Annotated in this window: 14 protein-coding genes and 2 tRNA genes; 10 read left to right on the forward strand and 6 right to left on the reverse strand. The window is 63.2% G+C overall.

What is annotated here, in order from left to right; all coding sequences use genetic code 11:
• Window positions 1-2: 2 nt before the first annotated feature.
• Entirely contained in the window at window positions 3-1685 is a 1683-nt protein-coding gene (ettA, locus tag AC3WJU_RS13250; protein ID WP_306959392.1) for an energy-dependent translational throttle protein EttA, read from the forward strand.
• A 108-nt stretch (window positions 1686-1793) separates the two neighbouring features.
• Here ettA and tesB read toward each other — a convergent pair whose 3' ends face one another.
• Window positions 1794-2699: an acyl-CoA thioesterase II gene (tesB, locus tag AC3WJU_RS13255; RefSeq protein ID WP_492260073.1), complete on the reverse strand. Its 906-nt coding sequence runs from the start codon at window positions 2697-2699 to the stop codon at window positions 1794-1796.
• Between the two features lie 63 nt (window positions 2700-2762).
• On the opposite strand from tesB, the gene AC3WJU_RS13260 reads away from it, so the two are divergent.
• Window positions 2763-3437 (forward strand): DUF8185 domain-containing protein, encoded by a 675-nt coding sequence (locus AC3WJU_RS13260; protein WP_059387779.1) that lies wholly within the window; start codon window positions 2763-2765, stop codon window positions 3435-3437.
• Window positions 3438-3482: 45 nt separating this feature from the next.
• Here the strand turns inward: AC3WJU_RS13260 and AC3WJU_RS13265 are convergent, their stop codons facing one another.
• From AC3WJU_RS13265 to pepN, 4 genes are all read right to left on the reverse strand, one after another.
• On the reverse strand, window positions 3483-3956 hold the full coding sequence (locus tag AC3WJU_RS13265; protein ID WP_284991194.1) for a globin: 474 nt from the start codon (window positions 3954-3956) through the stop codon (window positions 3483-3485).
• Between the two features lies 1 nt (window position 3957).
• The gene (locus AC3WJU_RS13270) at window positions 3958-4686 is read right to left on the reverse strand and encodes a mechanosensitive ion channel family protein (protein ID WP_492260074.1); all 729 of its coding nucleotides are present in this window, start codon (window positions 4684-4686) and stop codon (window positions 3958-3960) included.
• Between the two features lie 147 nt (window positions 4687-4833).
• Window positions 4834-5313 (reverse strand): OsmC family protein, encoded by a 480-nt coding sequence (locus AC3WJU_RS13275; RefSeq protein ID WP_059387782.1) that lies wholly within the window; start codon window positions 5311-5313, stop codon window positions 4834-4836.
• Between the two features lie 99 nt (window positions 5314-5412).
• Window positions 5413-7974: an aminopeptidase N gene (pepN, locus tag AC3WJU_RS13280; protein WP_492260075.1), complete on the reverse strand. Its 2562-nt coding sequence runs from the start codon at window positions 7972-7974 to the stop codon at window positions 5413-5415.
• A gap of 137 nt (window positions 7975-8111) precedes the next feature.
• On the opposite strand from pepN, the gene AC3WJU_RS13285 reads away from it, so the two are divergent.
• From AC3WJU_RS13285 to AC3WJU_RS13295, 3 genes are all read left to right on the forward strand, one after another.
• Window positions 8112-9113, forward strand: a complete 1002-nt coding sequence (locus tag AC3WJU_RS13285) for a hypothetical protein (protein ID WP_284991196.1) — start codon at window positions 8112-8114, stop codon at window positions 9111-9113.
• Between the two features lie 137 nt (window positions 9114-9250).
• Window positions 9251-9733, forward strand: coding sequence for a ribose-5-phosphate isomerase (locus AC3WJU_RS13290; protein WP_284991197.1), 483 nt, complete (start codon window positions 9251-9253; stop codon window positions 9731-9733).
• A complete protein-coding gene (locus AC3WJU_RS13295; protein ID WP_492260076.1) occupies window positions 9733-10644 on the forward strand; it encodes an Fpg/Nei family DNA glycosylase in 912 nt (303 codons plus the stop codon). The genes AC3WJU_RS13290 and AC3WJU_RS13295 overlap by 1 nt, the downstream gene beginning before the upstream one ends.
• 84 nt (window positions 10645-10728) lie before the next feature.
• Here AC3WJU_RS13295 and AC3WJU_RS13300 read toward each other — a convergent pair.
• Window positions 10729-10802, reverse strand: a tRNA-Gly gene (locus AC3WJU_RS13300).
• A 154-nt stretch (window positions 10803-10956) separates the two neighbouring features.
• On the opposite strand from AC3WJU_RS13300, the gene AC3WJU_RS13305 reads away from it, so the two are divergent.
• The 5 genes from AC3WJU_RS13305 (at window position 10957) to clpX (ending at window position 15489) form a co-directional block, all read left to right on the forward strand.
• A tRNA-Pro gene (locus AC3WJU_RS13305) sits at window positions 10957-11031 on the forward strand.
• A gap of 68 nt (window positions 11032-11099) precedes the next feature.
• Window positions 11100-12467, forward strand: coding sequence for a trigger factor (tig, locus tag AC3WJU_RS13310; RefSeq protein WP_059390251.1), 1368 nt, complete (start codon window positions 11100-11102; stop codon window positions 12465-12467).
• Between the two features lie 242 nt (window positions 12468-12709).
• Entirely contained in the window at window positions 12710-13321 is a 612-nt protein-coding gene (locus AC3WJU_RS13315) for an ATP-dependent Clp protease proteolytic subunit (protein WP_284991226.1), read from the forward strand.
• 37 nt (window positions 13322-13358) lie between these two features.
• Window positions 13359-14018 carry an ATP-dependent Clp protease proteolytic subunit gene (locus AC3WJU_RS13320; protein WP_234749864.1) on the forward strand — a complete coding sequence of 220 codons (660 nt, stop codon included), beginning with the start codon at window positions 13359-13361 and terminating at the stop codon, window positions 14016-14018.
• A 184-nt stretch (window positions 14019-14202) separates the two neighbouring features.
• Window positions 14203-15489 (forward strand): ATP-dependent Clp protease ATP-binding subunit ClpX, encoded by a 1287-nt coding sequence (clpX, locus tag AC3WJU_RS13325; protein WP_284991201.1) that lies wholly within the window; start codon window positions 14203-14205, stop codon window positions 15487-15489.

Consider the following 15489-nt stretch of genomic DNA (forward strand, 5'->3'; position numbering starts at 1 on the left):
GCATGGCGGAATTCATTTACACGATGACCAAGGCTCGCAAGGCCGTTGGCGAAAAACTAATCCTGGACGATGTCAGCATGTCGTTCTTCCCTGGCGCGAAGATCGGTGTCGTTGGCCCGAACGGAGCCGGTAAATCCACGATCCTGAAGATCATGGCTGGTATCGACACACCGTCGAACGGCGAAGCCCGCCTCAGCCCCGGCTACTCCGTGGGAATCCTCCTGCAGGAGCCGCCCCTGAACGAGGAAAAGACCGTCCTGGGCAACGTCCAGGAAGGCGTGGGCGAGATCTACTCGAAGATCCAGCGCTTTAACGCGATCTCCGAGGAAATGGCCAACCCGGATGCAGACTACGACACCCTGCTGGAGGAAATGGGCCACCTTCAGGAAGCCATCGACGCTGCGGATGCGTGGGACATCGATTCCCAGCTCGAGCAGGCCATGGACGCACTCCGCTGCCCGCCGGGCGACTCCGACGTGACGGTCCTGTCAGGTGGTGAGCGCCGCCGCGTGGCGCTCTGCAAGCTCCTGCTGCAGAAGCCCGACCTCCTGCTCCTTGACGAGCCCACCAACCACTTGGACGCCGAAAGTGTTCTGTGGCTCGAGCAGCACCTCTCTTCCTACCCCGGCGCCGTCCTCGCCATCACCCACGACCGCTACTTCCTCGACCACGTCGCCGAGTGGATCTGTGAAGTAGACCGAGGCCGCCTTTACCCCTATGAAGGCAACTACTCCACGTACTTAGAGAAGAAGCGCGCCCGCCTCGAAATCCAGGGCAAGAAGGACGCCAAGCAAGCCAAGCGCCTCAGCGAGGAACTTGAGTGGGTCCGCTCCAACGCCAAGGGTCGCCAGACCAAGTCGAAGGCCCGTCTGGCCCGGTACGAGGAAATGGCAGCCGAGGCTGACCGCACCAGGAAACTCGACTTCGAGGAAATCCAGATTCCGCCGGGACCGCGTCTGGGTGGCCTGGTCCTGGAAGCGAAGAACCTGCAGAAGGGCTTCGAGGACCGGACCCTGATCGACGGGCTTTCGTTCACACTGCCCAGGAACGGCATCGTCGGCGTCATCGGTCCTAACGGCGTGGGCAAGACCACCTTGTTCAAGACCATCGTCGGGCTGGAACCGCTGGACGGTGGCGACCTCAAGATCGGTGACTCGGTCAAGATCTCCTACGCCGACCAGAGCCGTGGCGGTATCGACCCCAACAAGACCCTGTGGGAGGTCGTCTCAGACGGCCTGGACTTCATTCAGGTCGGCCATGTTGAAATGCCGTCCCGCGCCTACGTCGCGGCCTTCGGCTTCAAGGGGCCGGACCAGCAGAAGAAGGCTGGTGTGCTCTCCGGTGGTGAGCGTAACCGCCTGAACCTGGCGCTGACCCTTAAGCAGGGCGGAAACCTCCTGCTTCTTGACGAGCCCACCAACGACCTCGACGTCGAAACCCTCAGCAGCCTTGAGAACGCGCTGCTCGAGTTCCCCGGCTGCGCCGTCGTGGTCTCGCACGACCGGTGGTTCCTCGACCGCGTTGCAACCCACATCCTGGCCTACGAAGGCGACGAGGAAAACCCCTCGAAGTGGTACTGGTTCGAGGGCAACTTCGAGTCCTACGAGGAGAACAAGGTGGAGCGACTCGGCCCGGACGCTGCCAAGCCACACCGTGTCACGCACCGCAAGCTGACCCGCGACTAAATCGGATCGCTCCGCAGAAGGCCGGCGCACTGGATATATCTTCCGGGGCGCCGGCCTTCTTTGCTGCACGGAATCTCGGCTGTGTTGCGGCAGCTACCTGAGCAGCGATTACGGGATCCGGAGCATGCCCTCTTGCGCCACCGTGGCGACATGCTGGCCATCGCGGCTGAAGATCTTGCCCGTAGCAAGTCCGCGGGCGCCTTGGGCGCTGGGGGACTCCTGCACGTAAAGCAGCCACTCGTCGACGCGGACGGGCCGGTGCCACCACATGGCGTGGTCAAGGCTAGCGACGCTCATGCCTGGCGTCATCCAGCTCAATCCGTTCTTGCGAAGCACCGATTCCAGGATGGTGTAGTCGCTCGCGTAGGCCAGGGCGGCCAAATGAAGGTTGGGGTCGTCCGGCATCGGGCCAAAGGTTTTCATCCAGACGGCATTTCTGGCTATCCGGTCTTTGGGCGCTTCGACATAGATTGCGGGATCGATGTGGCGGACATCGAAGGGCCGTTCGAAGGACATGTGGCGGGCGAGCGGGTGGTCGTACTTCTGCAGGAGTTCGGCGGTACTCGGCAGCGTTTCGGGGTCCGGGATTCCGGCCGGCATCAAGGACTGGTGTTCCACGCCCTCCGCCTCGGTCTGGAAGGACGCGATCATTGACAGGATCGGTTGGCCTTCCTGGTAGGCGTGCACCCGCCGGGCCGAGAACGAGCGTCCGTCGCGAAGCCGCTCCACACTGAAAGTGATCGGCTGGTTGGCGTCGCCCGGACGAAGGAAATAGCCGTGCATGGAATGGACCGTCCGATCCTCGTCCACCGTGCGCATTCCGGCCACGAGCGACTGGGCGAGCACCTGCCCGCCAAATACCCGGTGGCGCGGCTGTTTCTGGGAGGGTCCAAGGAAGATGTCCTCGGCTGTCCTCGCGCCGTCGAAGTCGGCGAGGGACAACAGTTCGATGAGGGTGGATGTGGGGTCCTCAAGGGCAACCTGATGTTCCAGGCCGGCGTGCGCGTCAGTCATGGTTCGACTCTAGACGCCACCCTGACCCCTCTCAACCGCGGACATGCCGGTAGAGTCGATGATGTGTCCGATGTATTGACCCAGTCCTTCCATTTCGTCGATCCCCGTGATCTGGCGGATCTCCGCACCTATGTCACGCGTGCCAAGAGCATCGATGATGGCGCCATCCGGCTTCAGGCCTCCGGCCGCGTCCTGGCTGCATATGTGTGCGTCTTGAGGCCGCGCCTCCTGGGCGAAGCGACCCCCACCATTCTCGGGCTACGGACTATCGCCCTTGCCGAAGACGCGCATGCGGACGTCACCGTGACTCTTTCCTCGGTCCTCGACCGCCTGGCGCGTTCCGGTGCCGACGACGTCGAGCTTCCCATCCCGCCGTCGACCGTTTCCGAATCGTGGGCGGGAGTCGGGGCGCCCCGCAGCGGCTGGGAGCCGCTGCGTTCAGTGCCCGACGCCGAACTCAAGTCTGTCGCGAATGCCGGCATTGCCGAGGTGGCCGGGATCGTTCCGGATCAGCCCGGCGCATTGATCGTCAACAACGCGAGGGCCGCGGTGTGGGGACGGGAGATCCCGGGACTCGACGGCGTGCCCGCAGGCGCTGCGTTCGCCGCCTTGGCGCTCGGTTTCCTGGGCGACGGCGAACACCGGCTCTTCCGCAACGGCCGTTGGTTCCGGCTCAGTGGGAGCCGGGGCCACATCCTGGCTCGATCCGGATCAGGCCTGGGCTTCCAGGCCCGCTGAACCCGAGCCTAGGCCCGGCCCGACACACAGCACCGTCCTACAAGCTCAGGGCTGCTGGACCGACGGGCTATTGACCATCGTGAGCGCAGCCCGCTCCATGTAATCCCACAACGTCCCTTCGTGAAGCGGCGACAAGTTGAGCGAATCGACTGCCGCGCGCATGTGGAAGAGCCAGCGGTCCTTGGCTTCGGGCGTCACTTGGAACGGCATGTGCCGCATCCTCAAGCGTGGGTGCCCGCGTTCCTCGCTGTACGTGCCCGGACCGCCCCAATACTGCTCAAGAAACATGAGGAACCGCCGCTTTGCGGGGTCGAGGTCTTGTTCCGGGTACATCGGCCGGAGCAACGGGTCTCCCGCTACACCGTCGTAAAAGACATCGATCAGTTTCACGAAAGTCTCGTGGCCACCGATGGCCTCATAGAAACTGTCGGTGTACGCAGGCTGGCTGAACGGATCGTTTTGCATCAACTGACGCCGCTCTGCCGGCTGGGGTGCTGCGGATTCCGGCTGGCTGCCCATGTCACTCACCTGCTTTCTGCTCTCGAATCTTGAGGGCTTCCTTTGAAGTCGGAGGCGCACCGGCGGCGGCGGTTTCGGCAGGCGCCGTCCCTGGAGGTGCAGGCGGAACGTCGTCCGGGACGGTTGAGTCTTCAGGCACGTAATCGCCTTGCGAGCGGTTGCCCACCCGCAGGATTTCCCCGTTGCGCAGATACCAGATGGCCCCGTCTTCAGCCTTGAGCCGGGTGATCCGGAGTCCTACCGATTCAACGGTGCCGATCACTTCAGTGGTTACGATCACATCGCCGATCCCGAACTGGTCCTCGATGGTGATGAAGATGCCGGACAGGAAATCGCGTATGAGCTGTTGGGCGCCGAAGCCAATGGCCACACCCAAAATACCGACGCTCGTGAGCAGCGGGGCAATATCCACATTCAGGTATTTGAGGACGTAGATGATGACAATGACCACCACCACCACGCTGAGCACGCTTGTCAGCAGTGAGCCGATGGTGTGGGCGCGCTGGGCGCGGCGTTCATGGTCGAGCGCCCGGAAAGCCGGCTGGACCCACCTGAAATGCGGTTTCTTGAAGAAGCTGGTGCCCTCTGCCACCCGGCGGGTTATGCGCAGAATGATGAACCGGGCCACAACCCAGACCACCAACCCGATGCCTAGCGTCACGAAGATGGACGCGTAATCGATCTTGGCTGCATCGGCCACGATGTTGTCGGTCGACGAGGCGACGTTCATATGCGGGAATGCTCCTCACGGGATCCAATTGTTCGCCGGGCCCTTGATTGCCGGGCGCTGAACACTCTGTCCACGGTCAACCCTATCGCCGTAGCGTGGCCGGATCCGCATCGTGGTTCTTGGCCGGACGGCCTTCTTGACACCTGATTAGCTGGCGGCCGCCGTCGTGCTCGGCTCATGCAGAACGGGAAAATTGACGCTCCGGGCAATAAAGCACACCTGGTTGGCCTCATGGTGCAGTTTGTCCACCAGGGAAAGATGCGCCGGGTCGGCAACCGTGACGTGCGGCTTCAAGGTGACGTTCTCGAACTGGCCGCTGCCATCGCGATTGAGCCTCATCATGCCCTCGGCGTGATCCACGTAATCGGTCACTACCACCCCGTGCTTGACGGCGACATGCAGGAAAGACAGCATGTGGCACTGCGAGAGGGCGGTGAGGAGCAGTTGTTCGGGGTTGTATCGGCTGCGGTCGCCATGGAAGGTGGGGTCCGAGGAGCCCTTCAGGACGGGCAGGCCGGGGATCTCGACGTCGTGGTCCCGGGTGTAGCCACGGTAGGTGGATGTCCCGGTGCCCAGGTTTCCGGTCCAGCGCACGGTCAGCGAGTAGTGGTGTTCGTCCAGGCTCATGCGGAAAGTCTAGCGGCGGTGCACTCGCGGGCGGCACACGGAAAGGCCCCGGTTCCAGTGAAGCGGAACCGGGGCCTTTCGGTGGGCTATCCGACCGTTTTAGATGTCTGCCGCGCGGGCCTTCAAAGCACGGGCTACGCCGTCGCGGTTTTCTAGCATCATGCGGCGCAGGGCACTGCTATCCGCCGGCAGTTCGGCGAGGAACTTGTCCGTGCGGTCAACCGTGGCCTGCGTTGTCAGTTGCGCAGGGTAGAGCCCGACGACGATTTGCTGGGCCAGCGCATGGGTGCGGTTGGCAACAATCTCCGGAACCGCCTCGAAATACTGTTCCGCGTACGGCTCCAACAGGGAGGTGTCCAGCACCCGGGTGAAGCCCGTGACGGCGGAGCTTTGAATGGCGTTGGAGAGCTCGCCCGTGACCACGATCTTCTTCCACGCGGCGGCCTTGGCCTCGGGTGTGGGAAGGGCCGCCGTCGCCAAGGCTGCGGCGTTCTGGCCATTGGCCGTGTGGTCGCGCTCGAGTTCGGCGTCGATCCGGTCCTGGCCCTGGCGCCCGCCAACCACCAATGCGGTGAGAAGTTCCCAGCGCAAGTCCTGGTCGACCGTCAGGCCATCCAGGACCATGCTGCCGTCCAGGACAGACTGGACTGCGTCGAATTGGGAGCTGCTTGCGGCGAGCAGCGCGAAGGACTTGACGAATTGGAGTTGCGCGTCCGATCCCGCAGCCGCCGTGCTCGAAAGCTCCCAGAGAGCGTCCGCCGCGGCCACCGTGGCGGCATCCTTGTGCTCGGCTGCGACGTAGTACGTCAGGGTGGTGGCCAGCTGTCGAAGCTGGGTCTGGATCACTGAGGAATCGGTCTCGGACGCGATGTTCGCCAGGATCAACTCGGCGTAGCCGCGGGCCGGGGTTTCGCCGTCGCGCGCCGCATCCCAGGCCGAGCCCCACACGAGCGTGCGTGGCAGGCTGCCGGCGAAGTCCTTCAGGTGGGCTTTCGCAGTGGCCAAGGATGCGGGGTCGAGGCGCACCTTCGCGTAGGCGAGATCGTCGTCGTTGAGCAGGACCAGGTCCGGACGCGCCTTTCCGGCAAGGGCAGGGACGTCGGTCCGGGCGCCGTCGACGTCGAGCTCCTCCCTGTGGGTCCTCTCAAGCTTGCCTTCGGCTGAGAGGTCGTAGAAGCCGACGGCGAGGCGGTGCGGGCGCAGCGTGGGCTGCTCGTCGATAGCGGTCTGCACGATCGCAAAGGACGTGATGGTGCCGTTGGTGTCGACCTCGATCTCGGGGGTGAGGGTATTGACGCCGGCAGTCTCGAGCCAGAGCTTGCCCCACTGGTCCAGGTCGCGGCCGCTGGCAGCTTCGAGTTCCTTCATGAGGTCCACAAGCTCGGTGTTCTGCCAGGCATGCTTCTGGAAGTATTCGCGGACGCCGGCCATGAACTGTTCCGGCCCAACCCAGGCGACCAACTGCCGCAGCACGGAAGCTCCCTTGGCGTATGTGATGCCGTCGAAGTTGACCTCGACGTCCTGGAGATCGTTGATCTCGGCAAAAATCGGGTGCGTCGTGGGCAATTGGTCCTGCCGGTACGCCCAGGATTTCTCCACCGAGGCAAAGGTGGTCCAGGCCCGGTCGAATTCGGTGTTTTCGACCGCGGCCAGGTGGGACATGTACTCGGCAAAGGACTCGTTGAGCCAAAGGTCGTTCCACCAGCGCATCGTGACGAGGTCCCCGAACCACATGTGGGCCAGTTCGTGCAGCACGGTGATGGCGCGGCGCTCGATCTGGGCGTCGGTGACCTTTCCGCGGAAGACGTAGCCCTCGAGGATGGTCACCGCGCCGGCGTTTTCCATGGCGCCGGCATTGAACTCGGGAACGAAGAGCTGATCGTACTTCTCGAAGGGGTACGGGAATCCGAACTGGGCCTCGAAGAACTCAAAACCCTGGCGGGTCAGTTCGAAGATGTTGTCGGCGTCCAGGTACTGCATGAGGGACTTGCGGGCGAACACCCCAAGCGGAATGACCCGGCCATCGGAGCTCGTGACCTTGCTGCGGACCGATTGGTACGGTCCCGCGATCAAGGCGGTGACGTAGGAAGAGATGCGGGGAGTGGGGGCGAAATGCCAAACCGAGCGCGCCCCGCCGTCGTCCCCGGGAGTGGTTTCCAGCGGTACGGGAGTGGGCGAGTTGGAGATGAGGTCCCAATGCGACGGTGCGGTGACCGTGAAGGTGAATGCGGCCTTCAGGTCCGGCTGCTCGAACACAGCGAACATGCGGCGCGAATCCGGCACCTCGAATTGCGTGTACAGGTAGGCCTCGTTGTCCACCGGGTCCACGAATCGGTGCAGGCCCTCACCGGTGTTCATGTACGGGGCATCCGCGACTACCTTCAGCTCGTTTTCGGCGGCGAGCCCGGGCAGTTGGATGCGCACGCCGTCGGACACCACCGCCGGATCGAGTTCGGTGCCGTTCAGCGTCACGCTGTGCACGGTTTCCGTGATCGCGTCGATGAAGCTCGAGGAACCCTCGACGGCGGAGAACTTCACCACGGTCGTGGAGCCGAAGACCGTGGCGCCCTTGGTCAAGTCGAGGGTGACGTCGTACGAGGTCACGGTGAGCAATTCTGCGCGCTGTCCGGCTTCGGCGCGCGTCAGGTTCAGGCCTGGCAAGGTTTGCCTCCAAGAATGGTTTCGAGAAGCCGGTTGGTTTCAGCCAGCGCCGGCGCTGTGAAGTCATTCTTTCACTTGATTCCGCCTTGGCAAGGAAGCTCGATCACAGTGTCGCCGGCGCGGGGTAGCGTTGGAATATGGGAAAGATGCGCGACTCGCTGGACCTCCGGGCACTCCGCTTTGCAGTGGCATTTCCGCTGCTGCTGGCCGCCGCATTTGCCGTGTGCGCCCTCATGTTGCGCAACAATCTCCCGGATCCCGTGGCCATCGCTTGGAATGCCGACGGCGGAATCAGCTTTGCGCCGTTCCTCGCCTACGTACTCGGCGGAGGAGGGTTTCTGGTCGTCGCGGGTTGGCTGGTGTTCATCCAGGCTGTTCCCCTTGCCCGGCCGGTGATTATGCGCAGGGTCATGATGGGCATGGGCCTCATGGTGACCCTCTTCATTACGTCCGTGCTGGCCGCTGGCCTTGTGGGGCAAACAGGCCTCGCCGACGCCCGCAGCTCGCACGTTGATGCCACGGTCCTTGCCCTCGGCGCGGGTGCGGCTTTGCCCTTGGGCGTGGTCATGATGATGGCTTTCAAACCGGACCCGCATTGGACTCCGGAAGACGACGCCGCCCTCGAGGCCGAGCGGATCCGGACGGAAGACCCTGGCCTGGCGGAAGATTCCATGTTGCTGTGGGTCCATGCGCGGAGTTCGGTGTTCGTCATGATCTGCGTCGCCACCTTGTTCCCGGCCATGCTGATCGCGATTGCGCTCCCGTGGTTGGGCGCATTGTTGGCAGTGGTCGCGGTCATCGGAGCGTGTTTCCTGTTTGTCCGGGTGAGGGCGGACAGGAGAGGGGTGCAGGTCTTTGTTGCGGGGGTCCTGCGGGTCCTCACGGTGCCGGCCGTTGACATCGCAGGCGCAGCCGCTCAGGAAGTCAGGGCCGCGGACTTTGGCGGCTGGGGACTCCGGCACCACGGAGGTGCGACGGCCATGCTCGTGAGCAGCGGTCCCGCCGTCGTCGTCCGCCAGGTCAGCGGCCGCAGGGTGGCGTTCAGCGCCGGGACCTCGGCCACTGCGGACCGGCTCGCCGGGATCCTGAACCGCGTCGCGGCACGTGCCCAGCGCGGCGAGCAGCCTCCGGCCCCGTGAGCGCCGGAAGGTCTCCCGGTCTGCCGGCTTCGTCTTAAGAGGTGGGCCGGGGCACGATCCTAGTAACCTAGGAACCGCATCCCTCAACGCCGCGCCCGGCTTTGCCGCGTTCGCGCGCCAGACTGAATGGACTTCCTGTGACCACACCCCGCGTCCACATTGCCACGGACCACGCCGGCATGGAGCTCAGCGCCCACCTCGTAAGCCACTTGACCGCCAAAGGCTACGACGTCGTTGACCACGGCCCCAAGGTGTACGACGCCCTCGATGACTACCCTTCGTTCTGCATCAACGCTGCCACCGCGGTGGTCGCCGACCAAGAGGCCGGCGTTCACGCATTGGGCATCGTCCTGGGCGGATCCGGCAACGGCGAACAAATCGCCGCGAACAAGGTCAAGGGTGTCCGGGCCGCGCTCGCCTGGAACCTTTCGACCGCAAAGCTTGCCCGGGAGCACAACGACGCCAACGTGGTTGCCGTCGGCGGCCGCCAGCACACCGTCGAGGAAGCCACCGAACTGATCGAGGCCTTCCTGGAAGAACCGTTCAGCAACGACGAACGCCACGTGCGCCGCATCGGAAAAATCGCTACCTACGAGAACACCGGCGAAATCGTTGCCTAATGCCTGAAGGGCATTCCATCCATCGCCTGGCGCGCCAGTTCCAGGATGTTTTCGCCGGCCACGTGCTGGAAGTCTCCAGCCCCCAGGGCCGTTTCACCGCGGGTGCGGCGCTTTTGGACCGCCACGAACTGCTCGAAGCGACGGCGCACGGCAAGCAGCTCTTCCTCCGTTTTGACCACGGGGTGCTCCTGCATGTCCATCTGGGTCTCTACGGTGCGTGGAGCTTCGGTGGCGATGAATCCTTCACCGGGGCCTCGAGCATCGGGGCTCCGCGGCGGATCGGCGAACGGGAGAGTTTCTCGCAGGAAGCAGAGCAAGATGCCGGCGAAGGGGGCGCCAGAAGCTACGCGGGTCCGCCTGAGCCCGTGGGTGCCGTCCGCGTTCGCCTCATTTCAGCGAACGGCTGGGCGGATCTCAGGGGCGCCACGACATGCGCTGCGATCACCGATGCGGAGGCCGCTGCCGTCCTGGCGCGCCTGGGTCCCGATCCTCTCCACAACCGGCCCGACGATCGCGACGAGTTCGTCCGCCGCTTGCTGCGCCGCAAGACCGCCGTCGGGCTCATCCTCATGGACCAGTCGGTCGTAGCCGGGATCGGGAACATCTATCGCGCGGAAGTGCTGTTCCGCCAGCGCGTTGATCCCTGGACCCCGGGCAGCTCTCTGGGCGCCGAAACCGCCGGACGACTGTGGGATGACACCGTGGCGGCGATGTCCGACGGCGTCCGTGACGGGCGGATTGTTACGACCCCATCGGCTTTGTGGAGCGGCGGGAACGCCGGAGCGCTCGACGGCGAGGCGCACTTTGTCTACAAGCGGCACGGACAGCCGTGCCGGCGATGCGGCGAAACAGTGGGACTGGCCGAGATCGGTGCGCGCAAACTCTATTGGTGCCCCGGCTGCCAGAACTGAAGTGTGCCTTTGGCGGGCGCAAACAGGCGGAAACACGAACAGGCGGAACACGAAGGGCCCCTCATGGAGGGGCCCTTCGTTCTGTGGAGGGGACGACGGGAATCGAACCCGCGTAATCAGTTTGGAAGACTGAGGCTTTACCATTAAGCTACGTCCCCGGGCAAGGCTGCATGGGTCTCTACGAATCCATCAGAGGGTTCCGTGCATCTTTCCGGTGGCTGTTGAAGCCGGATATAACTAAACCTAATTCAGGGGCCAAGTGTCAAATGTGCATTCTCCGGCGAGATGCCCGTAGACTGTCCTGTGCATTCACGGGGTGTAGCTCAGCTTGGCTAGAGCGCCTGCTTTGGGAGCAGGAAGTCGCAGGTTCAAATCCTGTCACCCCGACTCTGTGTGCCTGTTCCGATCCGGAACGCGGCAGAACCCCATCCCACAAAACCAGGAGTACTTAGACTGTGAAGAGCGCTGTCGAGAACCTCACCGCCACGCGGGTCAAGCTCAACGTTGAGGTTCCCTTTGAGGAACTGAAGCCGAGCATCGATGCCGCTTACAAGACCGTTGCTTCGCAGATCCAGGTTCCCGGGTTCCGCAAGGGCAAAGTTCCCTCCAAGCTGGTTGACCAGCGCGTTGGCCGCGGCTACGTCCTGGAGACCGCCATCAACGATGGCCTCAACGGCTGGTACCAGGCTGCCGTCCAGGAAGCCGGCCTCCGTCCGCTGAGCCGTCCCGAGGTTGAGATCACCGAGGTTCCGGACCCGTCCTCGACCGACGGTGAACTGAAGTTCCAGGTTGAGATCGACGTCCGTCCCGAGGTTGAACTCCCCGACTACGCCGGCATCAAGGTAGAGGTTGCCGCAGCCGATTCCTCCGACGCCGACGTCGATAAGGCCCTCGACGAGCTCCGCGGCCGCTTCGGCACGCTGAAGTCCGTTGACCGCCCGGCCGCCGATGGTGACTTCCTGACCATCGACATCACCGCCACGATCGACGGCGCTGAGATCGACTCCGCCACCGGCCTGTCCTACCAGGTTGGCGCAGGCACCATGCTTGAAGGCCTCGATGAGGCCGTCACCGGCCTTTCTGCCGAAGAAGAAGCAATCTTCGACACCACCCTGGTTGGCGGCGAGCACGCCGGCGAAGCAGCCCAGGTCAAGGTTGTTGTCAAGACCGTCAAGGAGCGCGAGCTTCCTGAGGCCAACGACGACTTCGCCCAGTTGGCATCCGAGTTCGACACCCTCGCCGAACTGCGTGAAGACCTTGCCAAGCAGGCCGCTGAGTCCAAGGTCGTCGGCCAGGGCGTCGAAGCCCGTGACAAGGTCCTGGACAAGCTCGTGGAGCTCATCGAGGTTCCGGTTCCGGACTCTGTAGTCGAAGAGCAGCTCGAAGCGCACTTCAACCCGGAGAACGCCCACGGTGAAGGCGATCACGACACCGAGGAACACCGCGCCGAGGTCAAGGCCAACACCGCCCGCGCCTTCCAGAACGAGATCATCCTTGACGCCATTGCCGACAAGGAAGAAGTGAGCGTCAGCCAGAACGAGCTGATCGACTACATCGTCACCACGGCAAGCCAGTACGGCATGGACCCGAACCAGTTCGCCCAGATCATCGATCAGAGCGGCCAGGTTCCCATGATGGTTTCCGAGGTCCGCCGCCGTAAGGCTCTCGCAGTTGTCCTCGGCCAGGCCGAGGTTGTCGACTCCGAGGGCAACAAGGTCGACCTCAGCGACTTCGTGCGCCCCGCGGGCGAAGAGGCCTCCGTCGAGGAAGCCGAAGAGGCAGCTGTTGTTCCGAGCGACGACCCCGCCGCAGTGAAGTTCTAGTTTCAACTCAAGCCGCCCCCGGATCATGGATCCGGGGGCGGCTTGGTTTAAGCCCCGGAACCGTGCAAAGTACGCCCTTCCGCAATCGTGCGCCGTCAGCGAACAGCGCGATTTGGGAGAACAAATCGCCGTGGAAAACGGTTAGTGTCCAAGTAGTGAAGATCAGGGATGGCAAGTTCAGCAATGGCCCTGTCACCAGCGAGAGGTAAGTACTTATGTCACAGCACGCAGAGGCCCCCAGGATGGCAACCGTCGATCCAGCGGCCCAGGACAACTACATCTACAACCGCCTGCTGAAAGAGCGCATCATCTGGCTCGGATCCGAAGTCCGTGACGAAAACGCCAACGCGATCTGCTCCCAGCTCCTCCTCCTCTCGGCTGAAGACCCTGAGAAGGACATCTACCTCTACATCAACTCGCCTGGCGGCTCCGTGACCGCCGGCATGGCTATCTACGACACCATGCAGTTCATCCCGAACGACGTCGTGACGGTTGCCACCGGCCTCGCGGCCTCCATGGGCCAGTTCCTCCTTTCCTCGGGCACCAAGGGCAAGCGCTACGCCACGCCCAACGCCCGCATCCTGATGCACCAGCCTTCCGGCGGCATCGGTGGCACGGCGTCGGACATCAAGATCCAGGCGGAGCTGATCCTTCACATGAAGAAGGTCATGGCCGAGCTGACAGCCGAACAGACCGGACAGACCGTGGAGACCATCCTCAAGGACAACGACCGCGACAAGTGGTTCACGGCCACCGAAGCGCTCGAGTACGGCTTCTTCGACAAGATCTCCGCCCACGCAGGCTCTGTGGCCGGTGGCGGCGGAACGGCCAACTCGTCGAATTCCGAGAAGTAACCGGCACCAAGAAACATTCAGATCAGGAGCAATGAAAATGAACTACAACTTTGGATGGTCTGCCGGTAATCTCCCGTCCAGCCGCTACGTCCTCCCGCAGTTCGAGGAGCGCACGCCCTACGGCTTCAAGCGCCAGGACCCGTACACGAAACTCTTCGAGGACCGCATCATCTTTCTCGGTGTGCAGGTTGACGACGCTTCTGCCGACGACATCATGGCCCAGCTGCTGGTGCTCGAGTCCACGGACCCGGACCGCGACATCACGTTGTACATCAACTCCCCGGGTGGCTCGTTCACGGCCATGACGGCGATCTACGACACGATGACGTACATTCGTCCGGAGATCCAGACCGTGTGCCTCGGCCAGGCGGCCAGCGCGGCGGCTGTGCTGCTCGCGGCAGGTACGGCGGGCAAACGCCTCGCCCTGCCCAACGCCCGGGTTCTGATCCACCAGCCGTCGCTGTCCGGCGGCCAGGGGGGCCAGGCTTCCGACCTCGAGATCCAGGCCGCAGAAGTCATGCGCATGCGCTCATGGCTTGAGGACACGCTGGCCAAGCACTCCGGTCGGACGCCGGAACAGGTCAACAACGATATCGAGCGCGACAAGATCCTCACCGCTGCCGAGGCAATGAACTACGGATTGATCGACCAGGTGCTCGATTCCCGCAAGATCAAGCCCCAGGCTATCGCCAGGTAACTGGCCAAAACTCGACGCCGGTGCGGTTCAGGAAATATGGACCGCATCGGCGTTCTGTTTCAACCCAAGCAGCCCATTGTGTCCTACAGTGGAAGTTGTCATGGTGGCGCCCCCGCTGCGATCGGCGCGAAATCGCGGATAGGTACGGGGCTGCACCACCCGCATGAAACGAAGGGATTCCCACATGGCTCGGATTGGCGAGAGCACGGATCTGCTGAAGTGTTCTTTCTGCGGAAAGAGCCAAAAGCAGGTTCGGAAGCTGATTGCCGGGCCCGGCGTGTACATCTGCGACGAGTGCATCGAACTCTGCAACGAGATCATCGAAGAGGAGCTCGCCGAAGTATCGGATCTCGGTAGCTTCGAGTTGCCCAAGCCGCGGGAGATCTTCGACTTCCTTCAGGAATACGTCATTGGGCAGGAGCCCGCGAAACGCTCCCTCGCCGTCGCGGTCTACAACCACTACAAGCGCATCCAAGCGGGCCACGCACCGAAGACCGGCCTCGGTGAGGGTGGACACCATGAGGACGTGGAGATCGCCAAGTCCAACATCCTGCTGATCGGTCCCACCGGCTGCGGCAAGACCTACTTGGCACAAACCCTTGCCCGCCGCCTGAACGTACCGTTCGCTGTTGCCGACGCCACGGCCCTGACGGAGGCCGGTTACGTTGGCGAAGACGTCGAAAACATCCTCCTGAAGCTCATCCAGGCCGCCGACTACGACGTCAAGAAGGCCGAACAAGGCATCATCTACATCGACGAGATCGACAAGATTTCGCGCAAGAGCGAGAATCCGTCCATCACGCGCGATGTGTCCGGCGAGGGTGTGCAGCAGGCGCTTCTTAAGATCCTCGAAGGCACAGTGGCCTCGGTTCCGCCCCAGGGCGGACGCAAACACCCGCACCAGGAATTCATCCAGATCGACACCACCAACGTGCTGTTCATTGTGGCCGGTGCGTTCGCCGGGCTCGAGGACATCATTGGATCGCGGTCCGGCCGCAAAGGCATAGGCTTCGGGGCCCCGCTCAACGAGGTCAAGGACAACGTGGACAGCTATGGCGAGGTGATGCCGGAGGATCTGCTCAAGTTCGGGCTGATTCCCGAATTCATCGGGCGCCTGCCCGTGATCACCACTGTGTCCAACCTTGACCGTTCCGCGCTCATCCAGATTCTCTCCAAGCCCAAGAACGCCCTGATCAAGCAGTACCAGAAGATGTTCCAGCTGGACGGCGTGGAGCTTTTGTTCGACGACGACGCCCTGGACTCGATCGCGGACCAAGCCCTTGAACGTGGCACCGGAGCCCGCGGCCTGCGTGCCATCATGGAGGAAGTGCTGCTACCGGTCATGTTCGACCTGCCAAGCAGGGACGACATCGCCAGCGTCGTCATCACTGCCGATGCCGTGAACAAGAAGGGCCAGCCCACCATGATCGCGCACGAGGTCATTGCGAAGCGTCGGAATAAGTCCGCCTAG

This window comes from Arthrobacter sp. FW306-1B-F12A, assembly GCF_058781865.1.